Annotated in this window: 21 protein-coding genes; 5 read left to right on the forward strand and 16 right to left on the reverse strand. The window is 48.5% G+C overall.

What is annotated here, in order from left to right; translation table 11 throughout:
• Positions 1–152 precede the first annotated feature (152 nt).
• Positions 153–1,037 (reverse strand): LysR substrate-binding domain-containing protein, encoded by an 885-nt coding sequence (locus MD588_RS00400; protein WP_265694780.1) that lies wholly within the window; start codon positions 1,035–1,037, stop codon positions 153–155.
• Between the two features lie 193 nt (positions 1,038–1,230).
• Here MD588_RS00400 and cuyB point away from each other — a divergent pair, with 193 nt between their 5' ends.
• Both cuyB and MD588_RS00410 read left to right on the forward strand, forming a co-directional pair.
• A complete protein-coding gene (cuyB, locus tag MD588_RS00405; protein WP_265694781.1) occupies positions 1,231–1,941 on the forward strand; it encodes a cysteate racemase in 711 nt (236 codons plus the stop codon).
• Positions 1,942–1,999: 58 nt separating this feature from the next.
• A complete protein-coding gene (locus MD588_RS00410; protein WP_265694782.1) occupies positions 2,000–2,128 on the forward strand; it encodes a hypothetical protein in 129 nt (42 codons plus the stop codon).
• Positions 2,129–2,193: 65 nt separating this feature from the next.
• On the opposite strand, the gene MD588_RS00415 is transcribed toward MD588_RS00410, so the two are convergent.
• From MD588_RS00415 to cmoM, 11 genes are all read right to left on the reverse strand, one after another.
• Positions 2,194–2,631 (reverse strand): group II truncated hemoglobin, encoded by a 438-nt coding sequence (locus tag MD588_RS00415; protein WP_265694783.1) that lies wholly within the window; start codon positions 2,629–2,631, stop codon positions 2,194–2,196.
• Positions 2,632–2,838: 207 nt separating this feature from the next.
• Positions 2,839–5,319, reverse strand: coding sequence for a trimethylamine-N-oxide reductase TorA (gene torA / locus MD588_RS00420; RefSeq protein ID WP_265694784.1), 2,481 nt, complete (start codon positions 5,317–5,319; stop codon positions 2,839–2,841).
• Positions 5,320–5,340: 21 nt separating this feature from the next.
• Positions 5,341–6,525 carry a pentaheme c-type cytochrome TorC gene (gene torC, locus MD588_RS00425; RefSeq protein ID WP_265694785.1) on the reverse strand — a complete coding sequence of 395 codons (1,185 nt, stop codon included), beginning with the start codon at positions 6,523–6,525 and terminating at the stop codon, positions 5,341–5,343.
• Between the two features lie 40 nt (positions 6,526–6,565).
• On the reverse strand, positions 6,566–6,739 hold the full coding sequence (locus MD588_RS00430; RefSeq protein WP_265694786.1) for a periplasmic nitrate reductase, NapE protein: 174 nt from the start codon (positions 6,737–6,739) through the stop codon (positions 6,566–6,568).
• Between the two features lie 289 nt (positions 6,740–7,028).
• Entirely contained in the window at positions 7,029–7,985 is a 957-nt protein-coding gene (locus MD588_RS00435; RefSeq protein WP_265694787.1) for a hypothetical protein, read from the reverse strand.
• A gap of 260 nt (positions 7,986–8,245) precedes the next feature.
• Positions 8,246–9,031 (reverse strand): tetratricopeptide repeat protein, encoded by a 786-nt coding sequence (locus tag MD588_RS00440; protein ID WP_265694788.1) that lies wholly within the window; start codon positions 9,029–9,031, stop codon positions 8,246–8,248.
• 324 nt (positions 9,032–9,355) lie between these two features.
• Positions 9,356–10,345 (reverse strand): hypothetical protein, encoded by a 990-nt coding sequence (locus tag MD588_RS00445; RefSeq protein ID WP_265694789.1) that lies wholly within the window; start codon positions 10,343–10,345, stop codon positions 9,356–9,358.
• Between the two features lie 265 nt (positions 10,346–10,610).
• Positions 10,611–15,071, reverse strand: coding sequence for a chromosome partition protein MukB (gene mukB / locus MD588_RS00450; RefSeq protein WP_265694790.1), 4,461 nt, complete (start codon positions 15,069–15,071; stop codon positions 10,611–10,613).
• Complete coding sequence (mukE, locus tag MD588_RS00455) at positions 15,071–15,805, reverse strand: chromosome partition protein MukE (RefSeq protein ID WP_265694791.1); 735 nt, start codon at positions 15,803–15,805, stop codon at positions 15,071–15,073. Before mukE ends, mukB begins: the two co-directional genes overlap by 1 nt.
• Positions 15,786–17,108: a chromosome partition protein MukF gene (gene mukF / locus MD588_RS00460; RefSeq protein ID WP_265694792.1), complete on the reverse strand. Its 1,323-nt coding sequence runs from the start codon at positions 17,106–17,108 to the stop codon at positions 15,786–15,788. The genes mukE and mukF overlap by 20 nt, the downstream gene beginning before the upstream one ends.
• Entirely contained in the window at positions 17,105–17,944 is an 840-nt protein-coding gene (gene cmoM, locus MD588_RS00465; protein WP_265694793.1) for a tRNA uridine 5-oxyacetic acid(34) methyltransferase CmoM, read from the reverse strand. The genes mukF and cmoM overlap by 4 nt, the downstream gene beginning before the upstream one ends.
• 120 nt (positions 17,945–18,064) lie before the next feature.
• Here cmoM and elyC point away from each other — a divergent pair, with 120 nt between their 5' ends.
• The 3 genes from elyC to MD588_RS00480 all read left to right on the forward strand — a co-directional run bounded on the left by elyC (position 18,065) and on the right by MD588_RS00480 (position 21,165).
• Complete coding sequence (gene elyC, locus MD588_RS00470; protein WP_265694794.1) at positions 18,065–18,910, forward strand: envelope biogenesis factor ElyC; 846 nt, start codon at positions 18,065–18,067, stop codon at positions 18,908–18,910.
• Positions 18,911–19,206: 296 nt separating this feature from the next.
• Positions 19,207–20,598, forward strand: a complete 1,392-nt coding sequence (locus MD588_RS00475) for an L-cystine transporter (RefSeq protein WP_265694795.1) — start codon at positions 19,207–19,209, stop codon at positions 20,596–20,598.
• Between the two features lie 204 nt (positions 20,599–20,802).
• Complete coding sequence (locus tag MD588_RS00480) at positions 20,803–21,165, forward strand: YgiW/YdeI family stress tolerance OB fold protein (RefSeq protein WP_265695173.1); 363 nt, start codon at positions 20,803–20,805, stop codon at positions 21,163–21,165.
• 71 nt (positions 21,166–21,236) lie between these two features.
• Here the strand turns inward: MD588_RS00480 and kdsB are convergent, their stop codons facing one another.
• The 4 genes from kdsB to msbA are packed head-to-tail and all read right to left on the reverse strand — an operon-like array spanning position 21,237 to position 24,916.
• The gene (kdsB, locus tag MD588_RS00485) at positions 21,237–21,983 is read right to left on the reverse strand and encodes a 3-deoxy-manno-octulosonate cytidylyltransferase (RefSeq protein WP_265694796.1); all 747 of its coding nucleotides are present in this window, start codon (positions 21,981–21,983) and stop codon (positions 21,237–21,239) included.
• Complete coding sequence (locus MD588_RS00490) at positions 21,983–22,162, reverse strand: Trm112 family protein (RefSeq protein ID WP_265694797.1); 180 nt, start codon at positions 22,160–22,162, stop codon at positions 21,983–21,985. Before MD588_RS00490 ends, kdsB begins: the two co-directional genes overlap by 1 nt.
• Positions 22,143–23,159, reverse strand: a complete 1,017-nt coding sequence (gene lpxK / locus MD588_RS00495) for a tetraacyldisaccharide 4'-kinase (protein ID WP_265694798.1) — start codon at positions 23,157–23,159, stop codon at positions 22,143–22,145. Before lpxK ends, MD588_RS00490 begins: the two co-directional genes overlap by 20 nt.
• Positions 23,159–24,916 carry a lipid A ABC transporter ATP-binding protein/permease MsbA gene (gene msbA / locus MD588_RS00500; RefSeq protein WP_265694799.1) on the reverse strand — a complete coding sequence of 586 codons (1,758 nt, stop codon included), beginning with the start codon at positions 24,914–24,916 and terminating at the stop codon, positions 23,159–23,161. Before msbA ends, lpxK begins: the two co-directional genes overlap by 1 nt.
• Between the last annotated feature and the right edge of the window lie 141 nt (positions 24,917–25,057).

Genomic DNA, 25,057 nt, shown 5'->3' on the forward strand with positions numbered 1-25,057 from the left:
CGTTACCACTACGCCTGAACGACTAACAGCGAAAGATAGGACGACAACCCATTCCAGGTAGGAATAAGTAATGGTATTCATCTCCCAGTTTTGATCCCGTAGCAGCGTTCTACGCACCACATCAAGAACTAGAAAATATTATGACTTTGGTTTTATTCGTCTATCAGATTACGTAAGGTCTGCCAGACCTGCTCTCCCGCCGGGTGCAAACGCGCCTGATAGCGGTAGGCATAATAGGTGATAGGCAGCCTTAAGTGCGGCTCACCGACAACCGCAACCTTGCCGCTCGCCAGTTCCTCCTCAATTGAATAGTCTGGCAGCCAAGCCACCCCCTGCCCTTTGAGTACCAGTACCTTAAGCAGATCGGTCATCGATGACAGAAACACCGCCCGCAAATTGACCTGATCACGAATCGCTTCTACCTGCCGCCCCATATAGGAGCTAGGACTATAGGCTAACCAGGGAACCTCTTTATGTTTGGAGACCTGATAGAGGGGCTTACCCTCGGCATCACAGGCACAGACGGGCAACAATTCTGCCTGCCCTATTTGCAATGACTGGTAAGGTGGCAACCTAAGTAGCTCATCATCAAAGGCCAACAGCAAATCGCACCCTCCTTCGTGCAGCTCCTCGATCGCCTGATCGACGTCAATAGCCTCAACGCTGAGCAACGGACTGTGCTTGCCGGCAAGTAATTTCGGCTGAAGCGATGGCACCAGGCTGGTTGCCAGCGAGTGCGCAGCAGCCACACGAACCATATTGCCACCAAGTTTGGACAGATCTGACAACTGGCCTATCCCGTCCATCATCTGGTTCATCAGGGTACGTGCTGTGATCCGGAACAGGCGGCCACTCGGAGTCAAGGCTACCGGCGTCTTGCTTCTGTCGATAAGCTCGGCACCAACCATATGTTCCAGTGCTTTGATTCGACGGCTAAAAGCTGGCTGGGTAACGTTGCGCATGTCAGCTGCTATCGAAAAGTTTCGGGCATCTGCCAGGGCCAGAAAATCTTCCAGCCACTTACTTTCTATATTCATAAAGTTTAAGTAAAAATAAAAAAAACAGTATATCTAAGCACTTAACCGATGCAGATAAAATTCAAGCACGCTTGATCACAGTTTCGACAAATACCCATACCGATTCGGCATTACAGCCTCAGCAACGGCATTTCTCATCCAATAACCGCCGTCTTATAGTAAATGCAGTTAAAAATACTGTAGGAACAAGAGCATGAGCAGAAAATTAGGAATTCTTGGTGGAATGGGGCCGTTAGCGACTGTCGAGTTTATGCAAAAAATCATCTCACGAACTCCGGCTCATAACGATCAGCAGCATATCCCTATGCTTGTTAGTAATAACCCACAGATCCCTGATCGAACAGCTTATCTTATCAGTAACGGCAAAGACCCTTTCCCAGCGCTAAAACAGGGTATGGAACAGCTGCAGCAGGCTGGAGCTGAATGTATTGTCATGCCATGCAATACTGCCCACTACTGGTACCCTCGCCTGACAGGTTGCTGCAAAGTGCATACCATCAGTATTATCGACAGCGTGGTCAACGAAGCCAAACACCGCCACTACCGCACCGTCGGTGTACTTGCGACAACGGCAACAATGATGGCCGGAATGTATAAAACCAAGCTAGCTCAACAGCAAATTGAAGCCATAGAAACAACAGAATCTGAACAACAAGCAGTAATGAACGGTATTTATGCGGTCAAGGCCGGCGATGTCGAGCGTGGCAAACAATTAATGAAGCCGGTCTTTGAGGCAATGTTGAATCGCGGAGCCGAGGCTGTCATTTTTGGTTGTACAGAAATACCTGTCGCCCTAGCCGAACAAACACTCGAACAGCCGCAACAGTGTTTGGACTCTCTCGATATTTTGGCCGAGCAATGTATTCAATGGGCACTAGATGGTGAAGCGGAACTTGTAGCCTAGGGGATCTCCCCCGCTATAATTAACAGAAAACCAGCTTTCGGCAAAGGGGGGGATTCTGATGAACATTTTTCAATATAGAGCTGGCGCGCATACAAAACACATTCAACCCTTTGACTGGGAGGAATATATTGAAAAAGCCATTGAAGCCATTGACGAATTTTTCCGTCAACAATGGGATCAGAAATAAAATAATCAAATATTGATGCTGATTGGGATAACCGGTGGAGTAAGGACTCCACCGTCCTTAGAAGCCTAACGGTTTCGACACATTTCAGCAGGGAATGACAACTGCACCATCACATAGCGTTTGAACACTTCCTCGTAGCCCTGCTCGTCCAGCGCTTTTTGCATACACAGCAGCCAAGCTTCTTTCTCTGCAATACCAATCGCCAAATGGCGGTGAGCTCCGGGAATATTCATGCTGCCATATTTTTCGGCATAGCGTGAAGGGCCGCCCATCCAGCCTATCAAAAACGTCGTGAGCTTCTCTCTCGACTCTGTCAGATCATCGGCATGCATGGCCCGGATCGTCTCAGCTTCCGGCAAGGTATCCATATGGTGATAGAATGCATCCACCAGTTTTTTGACACCGTCTTCTCCTCCTGCGGCCCGAAGGGTACTGTCGCCGACACCATATACTGGCACCGTCTGCTTGGTTACCGCGGAGATATCTTCTTGTTGTGGCTTCATGTTACTTCTTACTGATTATTCTTATCGATATGAGGTGTGGATTTAATACCATTTTAGTGTACTACATCAGTCTCGATGATTCCTTTTGGGTGATCACACATGGTTTGATATCAAGTGGAATCACCTCTGATACCGGTGACTCTCCCTCCTTCCTCAAAAAAAAGAGCCGCCTGATAGGCAGCCCTCCAATCAACCGGATTTAATCAATTAGCTCTCATAAATCGGGCCACCAAACGACGTAACAGGAGGTGCCTCCCCGGTAAACTTCTCGATATCCACAACCACAGTATTGGCACTGGTCGCCTGGGCAAGCTCGGACGAACCTACATCCATAGTCAGAGTATTTGGGTCTCCATAGGTATCAATGGCACCGACCTTCTCATTCAATGGACCATACCAGGCCCCTTCATGAATACGTACTACGCCAGGTGGATAGTTATCCGAAACTCGGGCCCCGGCAAGCAACTGGCCACGATCATTGAATACCCGGACAATATCACCATCACGGATTCCACGCTGCTTGGCATCTTCCGGACTAATGTAGATAGGCTCCCTACCCTGCACTGTATAGGTTGCCCGATACTCTTCCGACTCGCACATCTGCGAATGCAGGCGCTGATCCGGGTGACAGGACTGAAGCCATAATGGGAATTTGTCTGACTTCGGTCCACCGTGTGAACGTTCGGCTTTTTCAAACCACATCGGGTGCCCCTGGCAGTGCTCATAGCCATAACGATCAATTTTACGGCTATAGATTTCAATGAAACCTGACGGCGTACCTAACGCATTTATTTCGGGATCCTCACGAAAGTCAGCATGACGGACAAAGTTCTTTCCTTCACCAAAATCGACGACACCATCAGCCCAAAACTTCTCGAACTCCGGCATCTCAAACGTCCCTTTATTCGCCTCCCGGCAATCGTTATAGAGCATTCTGACCCATTCCATCTCATCCATACCGCGGGTATATTCCTTATGTCGGCCGAAGCGGCGGCATAACTCGGTGAAGATTTCAAAATCAGTTTTTGACTGATAGAGAGGATCAACCAGCTTGTGCATCGCCAAAATCCCGGATGCCGAATAGGCTCCATATAAATCGATATCGTTGCGCTCAAACTGCGTACAGGCGGGAAGCACGATATCAGAGAAGCGGCAGGTTGCGGTCCAGGCAAACTCAATGGTGATCACCGTCTGCAGCTTCTGGAATGCTGTTTTCATCCGGTTGCGATCCTGATGGTGGTGCCATGGATTACAACCGCTAACCACCAGCATCTTGGTCTCCGGTAGTTTCACCTGACTACCGTTATAGTTGATTTCCTTGCCAGGTTCGAGAATAGCATCAATCCAACGTGCAACCGGGATCGTACGGCTGTACCCCTTGAAGTCATCGCTATCCCACTTCGGTTTTTTCCCTTCGTCCAGATTGCGGGGAAAGCCACCCGGCCCCGAGGCGCCCGTAGGAGGAATTCCCACCCCACTGTAATGGTGGGAATACGAAACGCCCCCACCCGGTAAACCAATTTGACCCAGCATAGCGGCCACCACCGCCCCCATCCAGTAGGGTTGCTCACCGTGTTGCTGGCGCTGAATTGACCAACCGAAAACCAACTGGGTACGGCCGCCTGCCATCAATCGGGCAAACTCACGGATTTGCTTGGCCTTAACCCCACAAATCGGCTCAGCCCACTCAGGTGTTTTTTCCACTTTATCTTTAGTTTTTCCTAATACATAAGGCATAAACTCCTCAAAGCCCAATGCATAGGTTTCAAGAAATTTCTTATCGTAAAGCTCTTCTTTATATAAGGTATGCGCAATTGCCAGCATAAAGGGAACATCTGTTTGCGGGTTGACATACAGCTGCTCACACCCCAAATAGTTCTGGGTTTTCGAACGCACCGGATCAACAGAGATCACCTTGATCTCCCCACTGGCAATCTTCGCCTTCAGCTGCTCATAGTAACCATACGAATCATGGGTTTCGCACTGCCAGCCTACCTGAGTATTCTTGAGCGGATCATTACCCCACAAAATAATGGTTTTGCTATTCGCGAGAATATCAGGCCATGACGTTCCCTGGGCATAGACCTCCGTCGAACCAAGCACATACGGAAGTATCGTCTGCCCGGCCCCTGTCGAGTAATCACCAACTTTGGTCATGAAGTTTCCATGCATACCGACCGCGCGCTGCATATGGGATGTACAACTATGGAACTGCCCGGTTTGTCGCCACCCCGTCATACCGGCATGGAGAGCCCACGGGCCATAGTCTTTCTGTATCCGCTCTAGCTCCTGGTAAAACAAATCTAATGCTTCATCCCAGGTAACCCGAACAAAGCGATTGTTTCCTCGCGTATCACCACTGTACTTATGCCGCTTTAACCAATCGAGACGTACCATCGGATATCTGACCCGTGACGGACTGTAGATAATGCCCTTGATCCCGTTGATCATATCGGTCGGGTATTTGTCTCTCTCGAGAGGCTTGATCTCGGCAACTTTACCGTTATATATCCGTGCCCGAAACGCTCCCCAATGGGAACCCGACACCTTCCAGGCACCCTCTGCCGAATACGGCGAGCCTTCTTTGGCTACCGCTTGTGCCGCTTGCATCAACAGTGTCGGGCCAATCACAGACGCAGCCGAGGTCGTTGCCAGGCCTTTTAGAAATTTACGTCGACTTAATGACATCGTTTATCCCTCATTTGCATCTTAATGACCACCATCAGAAAAGTCTGATGAATGTTTTTGTAGGTATTTCAGCACCAGGGCTTCACTATCATTATCAAGGTTAACGAACGCAAGCATACCGTTGAACATGCCCGGCCAAGTATTGGCATCGAAATGGTTCTCTGCTGGCTGGGTATGACAGACACTGCAGTTGTTCTTATAGGCCGGAGCGGCAACCGCCCAAATCTCTTCGACATCTTCCATAAATGACTCTTTCGGCATCCACAGTTTCACGGTAATCCGTTGCCAGCCAAGACCCGTCAGATCATCTTCTTTCTCTTCAAACTTCTCGACCAGGGCATCGTTAAGCGCCACTTCTTTGCTTAGTGCCGCTGTCGGAATATTGAGGCCAAAATCTTCGTTAATAACTCGACCAAACCCTTTGGTTTTACGCCAGCCGGCAATCTCGATCTGAATCACGCTGTCCTTGACTTGAACCACGGTTACCTCAGATGCTGGGCTCAGTTGGCCACCGTCCACCGTCAGCGCTTCATCTTGATACATAGGTAAGTAACGGACACTAAAATAGCTCTCACCTTCTGAATAGCTCGTATTATTTGCTTTTTGGACAAGTTCAGACACCATACCGCCTGAAGTATCCATATCGCCAGGAAGCTCGTGCGCTATCCCCTTATGACAATCAATACAGCTTTGATCTCGTTCGGCAGCCTGCTTCATCTGTGTTCTTGCCAAATCGGACATTAAATCCCAATTCATACTGTCGTAATCATGGCAGTTTTTACATTCCAGCGAGCCGTTGGCAGAAAAGCGCTTCCACTCATGGCTTGCCAGTTCAAGGCGCTTATCGAGGAACTTCTCACGAGTATTGATGGTGCCAAAGATAGCCCCGTACACTTCCTTACTGGCCTGCATCTTACGAGCAATTTTATCTGTCCAGTTATGGGGAACATGGCAATCAGGGCAGGTTGCCCGTACCCCAGAATGATTGGACCAATGCACTGTCGACTGCAGCTCTTCATAAACGTTGTCACGCATTTCATGACAGCCAATACAAAATTTTTCAGTATTGGTGAACTCAAGGGCTGTATTAAATCCACCCCAGAATAAAATCCCGGCAATAAAACCTCCGAGAGATAACACACCTAAACTGATATGCACTGCCGGGCGCCAAAACGTCGCCCACAGTTTTTTTAAAAAGCTCATCATAGGTATCACCTAACTATTCAATTCACTGTAGAAATACGGCTTAACCATGACCCGGGGGGCCAATAAAAAGGACTTGTATTGCCCATACAACAAAGCCGTAGCCACCGACAATCGCGACAGAAAGGATAGGGAAAAGAAAAATGACGATAAACAGAAATGATCGCCACTCGTATGTAGATCGCTCTTTTTCATCAACTGTTTCGGGGGTACTCATTGCTAACATCCTATCGTTATTATGGTTATCCTCTTTAGCTACAGCTAAAGAGGTAATGCATCACAAAGTATAGTTAAGGATATTAATTACAACATTTGCATAACATGCGACCGTCACTCCAAATCAACAAAAGCATATTGCACAGAGCTTGGTGGGAAGATGCCCTGAAGATCCGACTGACGTAAAAAAAGGAGCGCTATGCGCTCCTTTTGCAAAAACTAACCCATAAAGAGTATCGTTGGGTATTTCAATACCAATATCAATACCAACGCTATCTCACAAATGTTGGTTATTTATACACTGTAACAGCATCAAAATCAGTGCCTGCCGGATTATTATAGAGTGTTTTCAATACAGCTTTAGCACCCGATTCAAATACACCTTTGTTTCCAAAACTATCAAAATGTTTTGTTAAGCCAATAGCATGCGAGATTTCATGTTCGATAATCGCCGGGCTGACTTTATCCATCGTATTACAATCAGCCTGGTCAACACCTAAATTTAGCCATACAAAGCCATCATTCTTGAGGAACCCTTCGTTATCAACAATACCGCCAATTGAGTAAAAGTTATATGGGGCTAAACTGACCGTACCAATCGAATGTTCGCAAGTACCCATCACCGGGATTAATGTTCCAAAAGAGAAGAACAAACCGCTTTTAACAGGATCGTCGTCACGTAACATCAAGTCTTCATAAGCGGTGATTTTTGCAGGATCTGCGTCACCTTTCTTCTTATAGAGTGAGTGGGCATCAATTGGGTTACCTTGGTATTCTTCAATGTCGATGTCAACACGAACAGGCTGCCTAAAAATCTTGTCACCAATCACAGCTTCAATATTCTGCAGCGCCGAAACAATACGTTGGCCATCAGCACTATCGACATCCATTCCCTGCAAAAATACCGGAAGCAGCTCCACCTCTGGGTTATTCACCTCTGAGGCTTTTTTGAAGCGACGTGTCATGTTAGACAAACCTGAATTTGCAACCTCGGCACTATCCCCGTCGAAGCAATAGCCATTGGTATGGCAGTAATCATATTCGACGGTATCACCGTCTAATGATTCGAAAAGCGAAGACTGAAGCTCACCATCAATTACCCCTTGGGTAGATTTAAGACTTGATTTCACATAACCATCATCGATGACTACATTTGCAGTCTTTTCATCACCATTATCACCGGAACAGCCAGACAGGACGACACTCAGCGATATCGCCACCAGCGTCTTTTTAATTACACTTTTCATTACTACATCCATCAAAACACAAAATCTGGGGCATAAAACCCCGCATATACAATTTTGCGCACAGTAGCATGTTATCGCTTTAATAAAAACAAGGGGTTATTTCTATAAATCAACAAATTAGAGATAGATCATTGCAACGGCTTATCTCGGGTCAAAACGAGGACAGAACAATCAACACCGCTCAAAACGGTGGTTTAGAGATGACAACAAAAAGGGCCGACTTCAACGAAGTCGGCCCTGTTAAATCTTATCGACCAGAATTATAGCGATGCCATATAAATGGTCTGGTGCTGCTGATAAAGCTTCAGACGTTTTTCAAACTTCGCGTAACGCTGGGTTTGGGTTTCGTCCAGTTTTTCAATCGCGACTTCCTGCGCTTCAATCGCCTGGTTAAACTCTCCGCATGCAGCATAGGCTGCAGCCAAGTTATCATAGTCACCAGCATCGCCCGTACCCGTTCTGCTCATTACCTGCTTAGCCAGTTTAAGAGCACGCTCTCCGTCACGCATACGTTCATCAGAGCACGTTGCATATAACCATACCAGATTACGCTTTGATTCTAGCGAGCCGCCATTTGAGGCTTCGTTAAACCATTTGATGGCATTACCGCAGTCAACTTTTCCAGTCGCGCCTGAAGCATAGTACGCCCCCAACTCAACCATGGCTGGTACATCACCTTCTTTTGCGGCTTCTGTGTACCACTTTACAGCTTGAAGGTTGTCTTTTGGCAATACCTGTCCAGCTTTAAACAAATCACCAATCATGGTTTTAACTTCGGGCATATCAACAGCCGCTTTTTGAAGCCAGTACATACCTTTTAGCGTATCAGCCTTAAGGCCATTTGAGCCTTCAAGATAGGCGCGACCTAAAAACAATTGCATATTTTTATCGCCCTGCTCGGCTTCTAGCTCCACATAATTCAATGTTGATAGCAGGTGGTTTTCAGGAGATGTGGTTACAGAGGCTTGGGCGGTACCGAAGCCGATTACAGCTAGGCCAAACATGGCACCAAAAACTACTTTTTTCAGGGTCATTACTGCTGGCATATCAGGGTCTCTTTCTATCAGGCTTCGTGGTGTTGAAATGAAAGTTATATAAGTCCTGATTGAAAAACAACCGATAAAAAGTAGACCACAGTGACTGGAAATGTAGACAAAATTGATTATTAGATTGAGGGTCAGGGAGTTAGAAAGGCAGAGAGATAGTACTGTATTGTTGATAATGAGAGCTAGATCGTATCTTCACAGAATATAGGATAACGATATATGCTTAATGCCAACTGAATCGTCGCAGAAAACTCTATGGATAAGGTAAAGCCAGAGCCGTCAAAAATCCAAACGGCTCAAAGCTTCTCAAGCAATGGCTGTTTATCACAGTGGCAGATACTTATCCTCACCACTACTTACATACTGATCTGTGTACTTAGGTGACTCACCATCTAAATCGATATCCAAATCAATCTGATCTGGCAAATCTAGCAAACCGTCACACACCAATACCACATCATAGCTTCCTTCCGAGACATAGGGCACCGCATAAGTACCGTCATCCGCTACCTTCGCGGTTGTCACTGGCGCGTGCTCGGAACCCAGATCCCCATATTGTGTACTGTCTGCACCGTAGAGGTAGACGTAAGCATTATCAACGACAGGACATGAAGACGTATCAATATCACCAAAGATGCTACCTTTTAAGGTATTTTCCACGATGCGTAAGCCTTCACTCTTCATAATATAGGCATCGTTGATAAGCTGAATCATGCTTCTGATATCAAATGCCATGGTATATGTTTCAGGTACATCTATATTGATGTTTAAGCCATCGAAGGTTAATTCATCAACAATTTCCATCTTATGTTTATCCACCATATTACCGACATACGAATACGGTGAATCCAGAATATCTCCGTAGCTTCCCTGAATAATCGATAAACCAAGACTGGTATATTCACCGACTGGGATTAACTGCTCAGAGATCAAATTAACCAAATCGACCCCCGTTATGTCATAGAGATCGATAACAATAAATTTTGGATAGCCATCATTATCAGTTGGAATGGAAGAATCTGGTGGGATACATTGGGTTGAATTGACTGCATATGGATCACTCATGCTCTTCGTGGTCCACTCGATCAGTGTCCCAGCCAGATCTGTAATTGAAACCGCATCAATTGCCACACATGCCTGCAACTCGTCGCCACTTTGAGGCACTTCTGTTGTTGGCTTTGATATGTCTACAGACACTGGTACTGTATCCTGGTTTGGCGCTGCATCGGCCAAGGCTGATGATGCCGCGCCATCAGAATCGCTGCATCCAGCCACGACCAACGTGGCGAGCACTGTTAATATTATATTTCTCATGTCTACACCCCTACGACAATATATAAACTGGCCGTTACCAAACCAATTAACTGGCCGCTGCTTAGTTTGGCGATAATTCTGGTTGGCCTAATCCAACAGTTAAAATTCTAGGAGTTATTAGAAAGGCAAAAAATATATTCAGGGCGTAATTAAGTAATGAGAAAGAGATCTTACTATGAAGACATAGCGGCTCTACACCAATAAGTTACAGACACAAAAAAGGCCGGGGTTAGCCGGCCTTTAGATTACTCTTTGCTTCAACAGATTATGCCGGGTTCAGCTCCAGCATCTCCTGAATATTTGCCTGCGGTTTAGGTTCCTGTCCAAAGCCTCGCAAACCAACGACATGAACGTGTTCGCGATCTTTGAAGATCTTACGTACCAGTTTATAGGTTGTGCCTTTCTCCGGACTGATGTTCTCAGGAGCTGCAATCAATAACTGCATATCCAAACGATCACACAGCTCAAACAGCGTGGCGATTGATTTAGCATCCAGACGGGCTGCCTCATCGAGGAACAACAAGCGACATGGGATAATTTCTTTACCACGTAATCGACGTGACTCCTCTTCCCAGCTCTGCACAACCATCAGCAAGATAGCCTGGCCAGTACCAATAGCCTCACCTGTCGATAACGCACCCGACTCTGCCTGTAGCCAGCCGTCTGTACCACGGTTAACTTCAATATTAAGCTCTAGGTAGTTGCGGTAATCCAGTAGCTCTTCGCCCATGATCTGCGGTGAACGCTGACCCATTTCAATATGCGGGTTCAGGCGCTGGAACAACTTGGCAATCGCTTCAGAGAACGATAGACGGTTATTGCCAAAGAGATCCTGATGCTGATCTTGCTGCTCGGCCAGACCGTTCAATAGCACTTCATGCGTTTCACGCACTTTGACATTCAGTCGGACACCTTTCACCTGACCAAAGCCGATATTTTGCAGGCCCTGGTTAAGCATACGAATACGGTTCTGCTCGCGCTGAATCGTCTTGCGAATAATGTTAGCTACCGAATCGGAGCTGATCGCTAAGCGCTGCTCACGCGCGGTCAGTTCTTCACTCAGACGTGCCAGTTCCACTTCCATCTCTTCAATCGCTTCAACCGGATCATCGGTACGAATGATATCGTGACGAATACGCTCACGCAGATGCTGGTAGACGGCAATATATAACAGTACCTTGCGCTCCGGACGTGACACATCTTCCGAGGCACGTAGCGCATCGCGGAGATCTTCATTATCAGCTACCGCCAAACGAAGTGCACCCAAAGATTTATCTGACAACGAACGTAGCTCATCGGCTGACATGTAAGCCATTTCGCGACGATGCAATCGACGTTCAACATCGCTTTCACGCGCCAGTCGCAGTACCGCACACCAACCCGCTTTTGCGGTAACCACCAGCTTGCGGATTTCCTGATATTCCTTGCCTACTTTACGCAGACGCTTCACCAGGCCTTTCATTTCCAGCTCAACCGAAGTAATCGATTTTTCCAGCTGGCTGCGGCGGTTGCGAGAGCTATGCAGACGCTCGTTTAATTCATCGCGACGCAAGCGCGCTCGCTCTTCGGCTTCTATATCAGCACGTACACCCAGCTCTTGCAGTTCACGTTCAAATTCCTGAACCGTTTCCAGCTTCGCCTGATGTGAGCTCTTCAGAGAGGCCATCAGCTGATTGTATTGGTTAGCCTGGGCACGAGACTGCTTCAGTCCCTCACGGCAGCGCGTTCGTTCACGCTCTGCAGCAACCAGTTTTGCCTTCAGCTGCTCGTTCAGTTCAGAGCTCTTGTTCAGCAGCTCAACCGAATCGGCATAACTAAAGTGGTGACGACGCTCAACCAGATCGGCAATCGCAAAGATCTTGGTTTTCAGTGACTGCAAAGTACTGTCAGCTTGATTGTACTGAGCTTGCAGGGCATCAAATTGCTCAGGATCGGCATCCAGCGCAGAAACCAAACCTTCCAGCTCGGTAATGGCCTTGCCATGGCGGTCAAGATAGTTACGCGCTTCGTCAAGCTGCGAGAGTTGCAGCTCGATCTCTTCAAAGCGTGCAGACAGTGTATCGTCTTCCAGCAGATTCACCAGCGGCGTCAGTTTACCCAACAGAGCCAGGCCTTCACGCGCAGCAGTTAACTGGCTGCGTTGCTGCTGTTCTTTGCCATCGGCTTCAGTCAATTGACGAGCGATCTGGTTACGCTTGTCACGGGCAACTTTCAATGCGGCTTCAGGGTCGGCATTGAATGCTACCGCCATGTGTGTGGCAACAAAGCTGTTGAAGCTCTGATATAAGCGCTGCAACTTCTGAGAGTCGAACGATGCCTTGGCATGATCTTCAACAACCTGATCACGCTCTTCACGCAACTGCTCAAGACGCTGCTCACGTGCCGCACGACCAAACAGCGGTACTTTCGGGAAGCGTGAGTAACGCAGTTGGCGATCATTGAGATGAACACAAACGGCATCTTCCAGCTCATCGACATCAAAGCCGCTGTCATCGAACGAATCCGCATCACCTTCAATGATGTATAGATCATCCGGACAGTCATCCAAAGCCACCAGCTTGTCTTTGATGCCCTTCAGATCCGGTACCACAATCGCGTGGCGAGACGGACCATACATCGCGCTGAAATAAGGCGCATCGGCCAGTGTGATATCATCGTAGATTTCAGAAAGCAGGCAACCACCAAGGGTATCGGCCAAAGCTCGCAGGCGAGAATCATCGCTGCCGCCCGGTTGCGCCAGACGCTCGATGTCCAGCTCTAGTTGTTTCTTGCGTATCGCTAGCTGATCGCGTGCTGAAGAAGCCTCACGCTCTTTGTCGAGCGTCTGCTGCATTGCATCCATCACGGCCTGACTGTCAAACAGTTCGCGCTCCGACTGCTCCGACAGCTTTTCCAACATATCCGATGCGGCAATCCATGCAGGCGCTGATGCTTCCAGAGAGACAATCTGCGATGAAAGCTGCTGCTCCTGACGACGCAGTTCACCACGTTGCTCTACCAAGATATCCTGCTGTTGCTCGAGGTTTTCCAGCGTCGCTTCATGACGGGCCTGCTCTTCAGCCAACGTCAGCTCACTGTCGATAGCCGTTGCAAAACGCTTGGCGTAGGTTTCAGCCAGCTCAGTTGCCTGGCGCTGGTTACGTACACCACGTTCCAAGTCACGATACTGAGCCTTCAGTTGATCACCACGTTCTGCTACAGAACGCAATTGGCGAGCATGGGCAATCAACTCGCGAGCCTTGTCACCAGCAGCGGCACGATCGATGGCACCAGCAATTGTGGTCACAATCTGTAGGCCTTTGTCGAACTGCTGGGCAGCCGCCGAAGACATATCCAGCTTATGCTTCAGTGCAAGCAGTGCGGTGGTCTGAACCTCCTGCTCCTGCTTGAGCTGGGAAAGATAAGGTACAGCCTGATCGGCCAGTAGCTGGTGATCGCCAGACAAATCGCGGGCTTTCTCCAGCGCCTGTACTGCCTGCTGATATTGCAGGGCACGGGTCTGCTGCATATCGAGCGCCTGCTGGTAATCTGCCAGCTGGGTCTTAAGGCTATCGACTTCTTCTTCAGTCAGCAGCGCCTGCTCTTCGGCCATTGCCAGCTGTTCGGCAGCTTCTTCAACCACCATCACCTGCTCTTCCAAACGCTCGGTCAGCTCTTCCAGATCTTCGCGGTAGCGTTCGATCTTCTCCTGCTGACGGACGGCTGTCTGAACCAGCTGCAGGTGATCAGAAGCCGCCTGATGATCCTGCTCCAGCGCACCTTCACGCTCGGTCAGTTCGTCAAGCTCGCCGGTCATGTTGATCATTGATTTCTGCTGATCGGCCAGGATCCGGCGTGAACCCAACAGTTCACCGCGTAGGCTCAATGTTTTCTCTAGCTTCTTGCGACGCTCGTTGGCATGGCGCATATAGTCCGCGGCAACATAGTTCGTCGCTTCAGTGATCAGGTGCTTGAACAGGTCACGATCACTTTGCGTCAGCTTGATTGCTTCCAGCGTCATACGGTTTTCGCGCAGGGCCGCTTCCATATCCTGGAAAGCTTTCTTCACACCGGTATTTTGCGGCAATAGGTAATCGCGCAGCGAACGGGTAATGGCGCTTGAAATACCACCGTATAAAGAAGCTTCGATCAGACGGTAGAACTTGGAGCGATCCGTGCTATTACGTAATTTCTTCGGCAACACACCAAACTCAAACATTTGAGCGTGGTAGTCGGTTACCGAGTTAAAGGCTTTGAAATGTACGCCTTCGTACTCGCTTGCAATTTCTTTGACTTCGTTGATCTGGCGAACACGCGCCTGGTTGTCAGACAGCGTCTCGACCAGTACTTCGGTCGGCTTAACGTCTGACGGCAAGCCTTGGATAATAAATGGCTTAATGTCGACTTTCTTGTCACGGCCAGCAACTTGCTGCAGCTTAACCGCAAAGATAATGCGTTGCTTCTTCGAGTTAACGACATCCAATGCCGCATAACAAGCACCCGGCTTTAATTTACCGTGCAGACCTTTATCGCGAGAAGCGTTCGAGCTTCCAGCTTCCGTCGTATTACGGAAGTGAAGCAGGCTCTGATCAGGGATCAAAGACGTAATAAAAGCCGCCATCGTGGTCGATTTACCGGCACCGTTACCGCCAGACAGGGTGGTAACCAAATTATCGATGTCAAACGTACGGGCAAAAAAGCCGTTCCAGTTGACCATCGTCAGCGATTGATACTTACCGCGTTCCATCAGGCTTCACCCTCCTGTCCGGCCACTTCTGTTTCTATTTCTTTTGCCTGTTCGTCTGTTGCTTCTAGCAGGCTTGACTGACTAGGCTCCTGCTGATGCACAACCACCGCCTCACCGTCGCGGATCAGACGCAGCTGTGCTTCACGAACATCATCACCGGTACGGACATCGGCGCCAAAACGGAATACCGCCTCACTGATGCGGAATTTACCGTTTTCACCAACCGGGATGATCATACCAATCTTACGCAAACGACGTAGCGAGGTTTTCACCTTATCGAACAGCTTTTCACGGTCTAAGTCAGAACCAGAGGCTCGGTTAGTCACCAGTTTCATCAGCTTTGGCTCGTCTGCCAACACCAATAGCTCTTCAAACAGTTCCTGATTAGTAAAAATACCTTCGTGAGCCAGACGTTCCGGGCTCAGGTAAAGGAAACACAGCACCTTGCCCACTAGCATGTCGATCTCTGACAGAACAGAGCGGCCGATCAGCGAGGTGGAACGTGGACGCAGGTAGAGAAAGCCCTCAGGCGCACGTACTAGTTCAGCGTTATAACGCTTATAAAACAGAGCGAGCTCCTGCTCGAACTCAATTAGGAATGCGTGGTTATCCAGATCTTCGCTGGCAATATGACGGCCAGAACGTAGCGCATTATCCAGTGCCGGGAAAAGCGGGTTGGCAATTGCCTTAGCCAGCTTTTCAGGCATAAATTCTTCAATATTTATCGATGACATTAGCTTGTACCTTGGCTCCATAGTCGTTGATTGCTTCCCAATCAGGCTGTATTGCATTGAAATCAGACTCTGAGTAACCGAGCCTTACAGCCTGATCAATCACAATGCGCGACAAGTCAAAATGCTGCGCATGTGGATGTTGAGCCAAATAATCTTTAAGAAGCAAACTTAGGTTAATTGCAGCACCCGTTTCTTTGTGGGCCTGCAGCATTGCAGCAACTTGGTCGGCTAACTGGTCGTTCACCAGATTTAGCTCTTCAAATTCCATCTCTTCCGGCACGATCCCGGTCACTTCGTCATCACGCAGCACCAGTGCCTCATCACGCATATCCTGCAGGCGTTCTGCATCGGCGTAGGTAAGCAGCCACGGTGCGTCGAAATAGTCCGTCACCGACTGGCGTAAACGTTGACTGAAGGCGCGGTTCTTATCCATATCGATCGCGGTACGGATAAACTTATGGACGTGGCGGTCATAGCCAATCCACAGGTCAATCGCCTGTTGGCCCCAGTTAATGATCCGATCCAGTTTTGCCTGAAGAATGAAGATCATTCCATCAACGAAATCCAGTTCAGGATCACCCTGTACTTCTTCCTGGATCATTAACAACTGGGTTTGCAACTGATCACCCGCCGCCTGAAGTGTATCCTGCAGCTCTCGCAGGGTACTGGACGTTTCATTTAGCAGACTTTCACAATTGGTGATGGCCGCGCGCCAATCCTGGTTCAGCAGTTCGGCAATATCTTGCTTTACCTGATGCTGCTGCTCGTCCATGGTGCGCTGGTTCAGGTCTATACGATCGAATATTTCAGCAACCGAATATTTCAGAACCGCGTAAACTTCCTGACGCCAGTGTTTCTCGTCACCGCCTTCTTGTGCAGCTTCAGCTGCTTTGTTGATCTCGTCGGCAACCATTGCCAGCTGAATCGACAACTTCAGGGATGAATACTCACGATGGCGGGCATAATAGTCTGTAATACTCAGCGCTAATGGGCTAAGTCGATAAATGCTGGCACCGTCGGTCACTTCACTGGTGAAACGGGTTATCAAACGTTGGCGAACCAACTCATTTATGGCGTTATTGGCACGAAATGACAGGGTTTCCTGTGACTGGTCGAACATATCGCTCACAATACGGAACGCATCAACCAGTTCTCCTTCCCCTAATTCCTCATCAAAGCGATCGCCGCTTAATACGGCAATCGCCAACAAGAACGCCAGCCGTTCCGTTGGCAGGTTAAGCGAAAACTCATGCTGCTTAACCCAACTTACCAACTCAGGAACGGTCTGGGATACATCACTCATCCATTGTCCTTATTGCGGTTATCATTGCTTGTCTCTTCGCCACCGAAGACAGTCTCTTGGTCTAGTGGCTTCCGGGCATATACATGGATATAGCGCCCCAGGGACAAATAAGGTTCCTGACGACAAAGCTTTTGCTCCATCTCAAGAACTTGTTCAAAACTGTAATCACCCACCATGGTTGTCTGCATATAGTCATGGAAGGTACGCACACCGGTTTTACCTAAAATCGAGAATCCGGCATCTGTTAACCAGCTATATACGTCCTCTGGTTTGATCCCCTGCTGTGGCTGTAGCTTAAAACGCTTTCGGTGGGGCATTCCTTCTTCAATGTGGGTCAAGTTGCCACAAATCAGATTCTTGAACAGCAGTCCGTTGTAGTTGTAAAACATCACGGAAATGATGCCACCGGGCTTGGTCTGCGCCAGCAATCGCTCCAGCGCATCCTTCGGATCAGATAGCCATTCCATTACGGCATGGAATAACACCAGATCAGCAGGCTCGCTCATATGCTCGCCAATATCCTGGACGGAGCTGTGGACCAGACGATATTGCTCAAGAAGACCGTTTTTAGCAATTTCCTGCTCGGCCAACTTCAGCATTTCGCCAGAAAGATCACATAAAGTGACACGATGCCCCAGCTCTGCAATTTTTTGCGAGAGCTGGCCGATCCCCCCGCCTGCATCAAGAATATGCAACGGTGCATCAGCTTCTAGCAAGGCTAAAATCTGCTCAAGATCCTGCCAGACAACGGTCTGCCTAATTTGGCCTTTCGCTGTTCCATAGATATTTTTCGCAAATTTTTGCGCTAGGTCGTCAAAATTTCGATCTTCGATCACGTCAGCTTTACGTTATGATAGCGGTTGTAAAAATGTGGCTTATTTTCTCACAAGCGTTATAGGAATAAAGGCTTGTGGTGCTTTTTCGAGCTCAACTGCTGATTTTTCGGACTACATTGCATGTTTGAATTAAAAAAAATTGTTTCTGCATTACTGATGCCCCTCCCCGCTCTGCTTATTATCGGGCTCTTGGGGCTTCTGTTACTTTGGTTTACCCGCCGTAGTGGACTAGCATCTTGTTTCATTACCTTTGCTTTTGTCGGTATCTTCCTGGTGTCTTTCCAGCCGATTGCCACTAGTTTGCTGCGGCCATTAGAACGTGAGAATAATCCTTATGTACCGTCGGCAAAAACTGTCGACTTTGTCATGGTATTGGGTAGCGGGCATGTTATTGACCACGCCATGCCAATGACTTCGGAGCTTTCAAGAACATCGCTCATGCGCCTTGCTGAAGGCATGCGTATTCACCGCCTCTTTCCGGGTTCAAAACTGATTCTATCTGGCTATGGCGGCGGAACCGATATCAGTCAGGCGCGAATGATGGCCAAGGTTGCACTGGCACTGGGCGTCAGCAAAAATGATATTCTATTACTAGAAACCGCCAAAGACACCTGGGAGGAAGCATTTCAGGCAGCTTCAGTGGTCGGTGATAAAAAACTTGTACTTGTTACCTCGGCAAGCCATATGACTCGCGCACTGTATGAATTTAATCAGGCGGGCCTGACACCGACGCCGGCACCGACAAACTTCCTTGCCAGCAACAAAATCGAGCAGCCGTGGGAAAGGTATAAGCCGCAAGCTAAATATCTCGAACAGACTGAACGTTACTGGCACGAAAAAATGGGGCAATGGTGGCAACGCTTACGAGATCTCCTTGGCGAGACGAAAAACATTCCCGAACCACTAGAATCAAACGACAATGTATCTACCGAACTGGCGTCAAATAGTACCAAAGTCGTTGTTTAACCATCCCCTCGCTTATCAGGTCAGATGCTGGCCTGATAGCTTCCAGCCTTTGCACCTCGCCTCATTTCAGACACAACATTCCTTCAACACTGTAACATCTCAGCGCAAAATACCGCCACCCTGTATGCGCCTTAATCCATATTCCAAAAAGTTTTATTATGTTCGATTTACTTATAGTTCAGGTTATTAAAAATCATTCCGATTTTGAGATTCCGATCATATTATTGCCCGCCTTAACTTATTGATAAGTCTGTAAACGGAATTTCAGGCACGAAAAAACACTTAGGGTGCGCAAAATGATGTATCAGATAATCAACCTGGCGGTCTTCGCCCTATTGATTGGCCTACTGTTCAAACAACAAAATGCAGAGCAAACACTGTCAAAGCGTGTTTTTACCAGCCTTGGCCTCGGGGTTATTTTTGGCGGTGCGCTACAGCTAGTTTATGGCGGCGGCAACCAAATTATTTCTGGTACCCTTGAATATGTGAATATTATCGGGGCCGGCTATGTCAGCCTGCTGAAAATGATCATCATGCCACTCATTACAGTGTCAATCATCGGTGCGATCATTAAAGTTAAAGATTCAGGCTCCCTGGGTAAAATTTCTGGCCTGAGTATCAGCATTTTGTTGGCGACAACGGCCGTTTCAGCACTAATCGGGATTCTGGTTAGCAACCTGTTTGGCCTTTCTGCCGATGGGATTGTTCAAGGTGCCCGTGAGATAGCCCGTGGTGAGATCCTGGAAACCCGCCTGACCAGCGTTGAAACCCTGTCTTTTGCCGACATGATTATTTCTTTCTTCCCAGGAAACCCATTTGCTGATCTTGCCGGTTCACGCCCGACCTCGACGATTGCCGTGGTTATCTTCTCAGCTTTCATTGGTGTTGCCGGCCTGACGGTAATGCGTACCCACCCAGAGCTAGGTGCCAGTTTCGAAAAATTCATCAATGTGGCCCAGGAAATTGTCCGCACTCTGGTTCGCATGGTGTTAAGCCTGACCCCATACGGCGTACTTGCTCTGATGACCAAGGTAGTTGCAGGCTCAAACTACGACGATATCCTAGGCTTAATCAGCTTTGTGGCGGCTTCTTATGTCGGCTTAGGCCTAATACTTATCATGCACCTGCTATTGGTGACAGTGGTTGGTGTCAACCCGGTACGCTACCTGAAGAAAATTCTACCAGTGCTGACCTTTGCCTTCACATCCCGTTCTAGTGCCGGCTCTATTCCGATGAACATCGATACACAAGTCAAGAAACTGGGTAATGGTGAGAGCGTTGCTAACTTCTCAGCATCATTTGGCGCAACAATGGGCCAGAACGGCTGTGCAGGCCTTTATCCGGCAATGCTGGCAGTCATGATTGCTCCGACTGTGGGTATCAATCCGCTCGATCCAGGCTTTATGGCGACCTTGATTGCCATCGTCACCATCAGCTCGTTCGGTATTGCCGGTGTCGGTGGCGGTGCTACCTTTGCTGCGCTAATTGTGCTTTCTGCTCTGGACATGCCAGTGGCATTGGCTGGGCTGCTCATTTCTATCGAGCCACTGATTGATATGGGCCGTACGGCAGTAAACGTAAGCGGCGCAATCACTGCCGGTACGATTACCTCGCGCGTACTGGGTCAAGCTGACGAAACTGTCTTTGACTCAGACAACGAAACTGACGGCGAGGCAGTAAAGGCTTAACTCAACGTCTCCTACCTTCTTCTCCAGGGCCACCACTAGGTGGCCTTATTTACATCCAGCCTGTCGTTAAGCTCCCTCATTCGAAGAGTTCCTAATCATGAACAGAGTATGAATCACCTGCTCACACCGAATTCAGCCAGCCTAGTGTGTAATAGCTTCATCAAACGAAATCTATACAACCATAACCTAGGTAGGATGACCATGATTAAACAAACCGTTTACGCAATTTCAGCAACAATGATCATAATGCCAGCTGTCGCACTCGCAAACCCGACTAGCATCCCATACACCGGCCCAGTACAAACCACAACCCTGAGCGAAGTGCTAGACAACACCAGCTTATTCTCGGATCAAGATATTGTGTTGGAAGGCAAGCTCGTCAAACAAATCAGTTCGGATACCTTTGTTTTTAGCGATGGTGTGAAGGAAATTAATGTCGAGTTAGATGACGATATCCGCCTCAACCAGGCAATCAATGCCGATACCCATCTACGAATCTACGGCGAGGTTGAAGGTCACCTAAACCGAGAACCCGAGATTGAAGTCGACAATATTCAGATTTTATAACGAAAAGATAGCAAAAAGGGCTGATAGATAACTATCAGCCCTTTTCAATATGCATCCATTAACGGTCGTGATTAACCAATTAACTCACGGACTTTTTCTAAGTCTTCCGGCGTATCAACCCCGGCAGGTGGTGCATCAATCGCTACTTCGACATGGATTCTTTCACCGTACCAGAGTACGCGAAGTTGCTCTAGCGCTTCGATTTTCTCCAGCGCACTCGGCTCCCAATTGATGTAGGTATTGATAAATCCGGCACGGTAGGCATAGATACCAATATGGCGCATCAGGTTCTGATGGATCTCCTGCGGGCGCTTGGCAAAATTATCACGATCCCATGGGATTGATGCTCGACTGAAATACATGGCGTAGCCATTTTTATCCGTCACGACCTTAACCGCATTCGGGTTAAAGACTTCATCAGCATGATCAATCTCAACCGCAAGCGTCGCCATCGGCGCATCATTATGAGCCAGATTGTCCGCAACCTGACGAATGATGGTTTCAGGGATCAACGGCTCATCACCCTGCACATTGACCACGATCTGATCATTAGCCAGCTGGTATTTCTCAACGACCTCGGCCAAACGCTCGGTGCCCGAATCATGATCATCACGAGTCAGGCAAACCTCACCACCAAACCCCTCTACCACATCAACAATGCGCTGATCATCGGTCGCCACTATCACTTGCTCTGCACCGGCTTTACTGGCCTGCTCATAAACCCACTGGATCATTGGTTTACCGCCAATATCAGCCAGTGGCTTGCCTGGCAAGCGAGATGACTGGTAGCGCGCAGGGATGATAACCGTGAATGACATTATTTCACCTCGTCAGAACTTAGCGTGCGAGCTTCCGGCTCAAGCAGCACCGGAATGCCATCCTTGATAGGATAAGCAAGACGGTCAAACTTACAAACCAGTTCACTCTTGTCTTTATCGTAGTTCAGCTTTCCTTTACAAACTGGGCAAGCTACGATTTCAAGCAGACGATGATCCATATTCTTCCTTTACCTCAATAATCCGGTTAATAATGGCTTCAGCTTCAGCTTGTGGCAACTCTGCATCGACAGGCAGATACCACCAGTTTGGCTGAGCGAAAGCGTGGCATTTCACCGCATCTTTCTCAGTCATTACTAAATGCTGGCCTTGCTGGGCCAAGTGTTGTAATTCTTGCTCGGAGAAGGCCTGGTGATCAGCAAATGGCTGACAAACAACAGGGGTCACTCCCAGCACGTTTAATGTATTAAAGAACCGGGGAGGATGGCCAATGCCAGCCATCGCAACCACATCAGCCAGCTCCGAAACTGGCTTGCGTTCACCGGTTTTCAAGTTGACCAATGGCGAAGGCTGGAGTTGCATTTGCGCCTCGCCCGAATGTGCCTGGCCACCGTTACAAATCAAATAGTCAACCTCAGCCAAACGTTCGCACGATTCACGCAGAGGTCCCATCGGGATTAGCTGTTGATTACCAAAGCGACGTTGGCCGTCAATCACCACGATTTCGATATCACGCTCAAGAGCATAGTGCTGCAGGCCATCATCGGTAATGATGACATCCACCCCTTGCTTTAACAGTAGCTGTACCGCTTCGGCGCGCTTCGGTGACACTGCCACGGGAGCGCCGGTACGGCGGTGGATCAAAACAGGTTCGTCTCCCGCTTCAGCCGTTGAGGCCTCCATATTTACCGGATAAGGATAATAAGGAGCTTTAGCTCCGTATCCCCGAGAAACAACCCCAGGCTTTAACCCTTTGGCCTGCAACTGCTCAACCAGCCATACCACCACTGGTGTTTTGCCGTTGCCTCCTGCTGTAATGTTTCCCACCACCACGACGGGTACCGGGGCGCGGTAGGCCACTTTCTTTCCGCTCTGATACTGCTGGCGGCGATGGCGACTAATCAGGCCAAAGACCTTACTCAGTGGCCAAAGCAATGGTTTGAGCAATAATCCTGCCGGGTGTTGCTCAAACCATATTCTTTCAATGAAGTTGGCCATTACTCACCAAACTGGATGCGATGCAGTTGGGCATAGGCACCATTTTGTGCCAATAGCTCAGCATGGACGCCCCGTTCAATAATTTCACCTTCATCAACCACCAGAATTTGATCGGCATTCTCGATGGTCGACAAGCGGTGAGCAATAACCAGAACGGTACGATCTTTCTGGAGTTCATCCAGAGCCGACTGAATAGCACGTTCAGACTCGGTATCAAGTGCCGAGGTGGCTTCATCAAGGATTAGTACCGGCGAATTTCGCAACAAGGCTCGGGCGATAGCAAGTCGCTGACGCTGACCACCCGACAGACTGACACCATTTTCACCAATCATGGTATCAAAGCCGTCATCCATTCCATTGATAAAGTCTGTGGCATAAGCAAGCTCTGCTGCTTTCTCAATTTCTTCTCGGCTATACTTTTCACCGCTCGCATAAGCAATATTGTTAGCGATGGTATCGTTGAACAGGTGTACGTTCTGCGACACAACCGCAACCTGATCACGCAGGTTTGCCAGCTTATAATCACAAAGCCCATGGCCATCTATCGAGATTGCTCCAGAATCAATATCATAGAAGCGGGTCAGTAGGTTGGCGATAGTACTCTTACCTGAACCTGAACGCCCCACTAGTGCAAGTGTTTTTCCGGCTGGGAGCGAGAAGCTTACATTGCGTAGTGCCGGAGAGTCTTTGGTCGGATAGGTGAAAGTTACATCTTTAACTTCAATATCACCTTTTACGCGATCAGCAACATAGTCACCATGATCTTTTTCCGTTTCCAGTTCCATTAGACCAAACAGAGTCTGGCAGGCAGCCATACCACGCTGGAACTGCGAAGTAACATTGGTAAGTGCCTTAAGCGGGCGCATCAGGCCAAACATTGCACCGAAGATCAGTGCAAAGGTACCCGGCGTCAGTTCAGCGCGAAGGGATTCAGTATTGGCAAGTACCAGCACCACAACCAAGGCCAGAGAGGCAATAACCTGAATAACCGGATTGGCAATCGCCTGAGCCGAAACCAGCTTCATCGTCTGCTGACGCATGCGGTTACTTACCTGCTCAAAACGCTTTTGCTCGACCTGCTGACCGCCGTAGCTAAGTACAACCTTATGGCCTTTTAGCATCTGCTCGGCAGAAGAGGTAACCGAACCCATCGCATCTTGCATATTTTTGGAAATGCGGCGAAAGCGCTTTGAAACAACCCGGATACTGATCGCGACAACAGGCGCAATAACCAGTAGGATTGCCGACAGCTGCCAGCTGTTCCAGAACATGATCGCCATCAAAGCGATAATCGTTGCGCCTTCTCTGACAAGGCTGACCAAAGCGCCACTGGTCGCAGAAGCAACCTGTTCGGAGTCATAGGTAATACGGGAAAGCAGCTTGCCCGAGGACTCCTTGTCGAAAAAGCCGACTGGCATTTTCATGAAATGATTGAACATCTGGCGGCGCAGTGTCATTACAACATTGCCAGAAACCCATGAAAGACAATAAGTAGAAACAAAGCCACTCACTCCGCGAAGGATCATCAGACCCAGCAGGTAAAACGGCATCATTGCTAAAAAGTTTGATTCAAGGCTATCTAAGCCACCGAAACTTTCATCCATCAAAGGCTTGATCATTGAAAGCATCAGTGCGTCACTCGCGGCATTGATGATTAAAGCAACAACCGCAGCCCCCAGGCCTGCTTTATAAAGGCTGATTGATGGCCAGAGTCGCTTAAACGTATCCCAAGTGGATTGATCTGTTGGCTGTGTCATGAAAACCAGTTTTTCTTGAAGACAATTCTGCCCATTCTACTCTGTTCGGGCCGATGCACCAAATAAGTTCCAGCATACCTTCCCTAAGCTGCTCGTTATTTAGACAAATTTATCCCCAAATCGCCTCAAAGTGCTCATTTC

The organism is Photobacterium obscurum, from assembly GCF_026191635.1.
GTDB lineage: Bacteria > Pseudomonadota > Gammaproteobacteria > Enterobacterales > Vibrionaceae > Photobacterium > Photobacterium obscurum.